Genomic DNA, 1,423 nt, shown 5'->3' with positions numbered 1-1,423 from the left:
CTGTGCCTCGTCGTGCTGACGGGCACGGTCACGGTGCAGGCGGGCGGGCAGATATGGGAAGGCATCGGCAAGCGCGCCAGCGTCTTCGAGGACGTCTCGCCCTACGCCGTGTATGTGCCGCTGGAAACCACGGTGCGTATCACGGCCGTGAGCGCTGCCGAGGTCGCCCTGTGCAGCGCCCCGGCCGCGACGCACCGCCCGGCGCGCCTGATCGAACCTTCCAGCATGACGCGCTCCGTGCGCGGCAAGGGCGCGAATACCCGCTACGTGTGCGACATCCTGCCGCAGACGGAAGCCGCGGACGGCTTGCTGGTGGTGGAAGTCGTCACGCCGTCCGGCCATTCGTCCAGCTATCCGCCCCATAAACACGACAGCGACAATATTCCAACCGAAAGTTCTCTGGAAGAAACCTATTACCACCGGCTCAATCCCGAACAGGGCTTTGCCTACCAGCGCGTCTACACGGATGACCGCTCCATCGACGAAGCCATGGCCGTGGAAAACCACGACGTGGTGATGGTGCCCCGTGGCTACCACCCCGTGACCGTGCCGTATGGCTATGATGGCTATTACCTGAACGTGATGGCAGGCCCCAAGCGGGTCTGGCACTTTAAAAACGACCCGGCCCATGACTGGCTGATGACGAAATAACCAAGGACAAGACAATGACGACCCCGATGATCGGCCACTTTATTGGTGGCAACCCGATGGCTTCGCGCACCGAGCGCACGAGCGACGTCTTCAACCCCGCCACGGGCGCCGTGACGGCCAAGGTGGCGCTGGCCACGCCTGCCGAACTGAACGCGGCCGTGGCTGCCGCCCATGCAGCGTTTCCCGCCTGGTCGCAAACGTCGCCCCTGCGCCGCGCCCGCGTCATGTTCAAATTCAAGGAATTGCTGGAGCAAAACGCCGACAAGCTGGCCGAGCTGATCACGCGTGAACACGGCAAAGTCTTCACGGATGCGAAAGGGGAAGTCACGCGCGGCATCGAAGTGGTGGAGTTTGCCTGCGGCATCCCGCAGATGATGAAGGGAGAGTATTCGGAACAGGTGGCCGGCGGCATCGACGCCTGGTCGATCCGCCAGGCGCTCGGGGTGTGCGTCGGCATCACGCCGTTCAACTTTCCCGTGATGGTGCCGATGTGGATGTTCCCGATGGCCATTGCCTGCGGCAATAGCTTCGTATTAAAACCGTCCGAGCGCGACCCGTCGGCCAGCCTGCTGCTGGCGCAGCTGCTGACGGACGCCGGTTTGCCCGACGGCGTCTTCAACGTGCTGCAGGGAGATAAAGAAGCCGTCGACGGCTTGCTGCACCACCCGGACGTGCGCGCCGTCAGCTTCGTCGGTTCCACGCCGATCGCCGAATATATCTATGCGACGGGCTGCGCCCAGGGCAAGCGCGTCCAGGCCCTGGGCGGCGCGAA

2 protein-coding genes are annotated in these 1,423 nt (G+C 63.9%); both read left to right on the top strand.

Features of this window, described 5'->3' with window-relative positions; translation table 11 throughout:
- The coding region (gene iolB, locus AC1Q6X_RS27760) for a 5-deoxy-glucuronate isomerase (protein ID WP_492498994.1) at positions 1–651 on the top strand (651 nt) is incomplete at its 5' end.
- A 14-nt stretch (positions 652–665) separates the two neighbouring features.
- Positions 666–1,423, top strand: a 758-nt coding sequence (locus tag AC1Q6X_RS27755) for an aldehyde dehydrogenase family protein (RefSeq protein WP_492498993.1), incomplete at its 3' end; no start/stop codon positions are given.

It is taken from the genome of Janthinobacterium sp. GW823-FHT06H09, assembly GCF_058794735.1.
This window is presented reverse-complemented; position numbering and strand designations above follow the sequence as displayed.